Origin of the sequence: Belliella kenyensis (assembly GCF_022549675.1) — a bacterium.
Classification (GTDB): domain Bacteria; phylum Bacteroidota; class Bacteroidia; order Cytophagales; family Cyclobacteriaceae; genus Belliella; species Belliella kenyensis.
The window spans coordinates 1-923 of the sequence record NZ_JAKZGR010000053.1 but is presented as its reverse complement, the minus strand read 5'-3'; the positions used below and the strand labels follow the sequence as shown (position 1 = coordinate 923).

Sequence of the window (923 nt, the reverse complement as noted above, 5' to 3'; positions counted from 1 at the left end):
GATCCTGCCGTGGAACAGGTATTGTCTGTCGTGCTTCTTACTCTTAAGCTATAGGTACCTGGAGCTAAGCCTGTGAATGTATTGCTTGACTGATAGGTCGCTCCATTGTCAATGCTGTACTCTACACCTGTCTGGGTCTCGAACACTATTGTTCCTGTTGGAACTTCACATGTTGGTTGTATCGTACTTGCTACCACCGGTACGGATGGAGCATCTGGTACTTCTTCAATCGTTACCGTTGAGGATCCTGCCGTGGAACAGGTATTGTCTGTCGTGCTTCTTACTCTTAAGCTATAGGTACCTGGAGCTAAGCCTGTGAATGTATTGCTTGACTGATAGGTCGCTCCATTGTCAATGCTGTACTCTACACCTGTCTGGGTCTCGAACACTATTGTTCCTGTTGGAACTTCACATGTTGGTTGTATCGTACTTGCTACCACCGGTACGGATGGAGCATCTGGTACTTCTTCAATCGTTACCGTTGAGGATCCTGCCGTGGAACAGGTATTGTCTGTCGTGCTTCTTACTCTTAAGCTATAGGTACCTGGTGCTAGGCCTGTGAATGTTTCACCCGCCTGATAGGTCGCTCCATTGTCAATGCTGTACTCTACACCTGTCTGGGTCTCGAACACTATTGTTCCTGTTGGAACTTCACATGTTGGTTGTATCGTACTTGCTACCACCGGTACGGATGGAGCATCTGGTACTTCTTCAATCGTTACCGTTGAGGATCCTGCCGTGGAACAGGTATTGTCTGTCGTGCTTCTTACTCTTAAGCTATAGGTACCTGGAGCTAAGCCTGTAAATGTTTCACCCGCCTGATAGGTCGCTCCATTGTCAATGCTGTACTCTACACCTGTCTGGGTCTCGAACACTATTGTTCCTGTTGGAACTTCACATGTTGGTTGTATCGTACTTGCTAC

Annotated in this window: 1 protein-coding gene; it reads right to left on the bottom strand. The window is 47.3% G+C overall.

The window, feature by feature from the left end:
• On the bottom strand, positions 1-923 hold a 923-nt coding region (locus MM214_RS18900), incomplete at both ends, for a hypothetical protein (protein WP_241297738.1).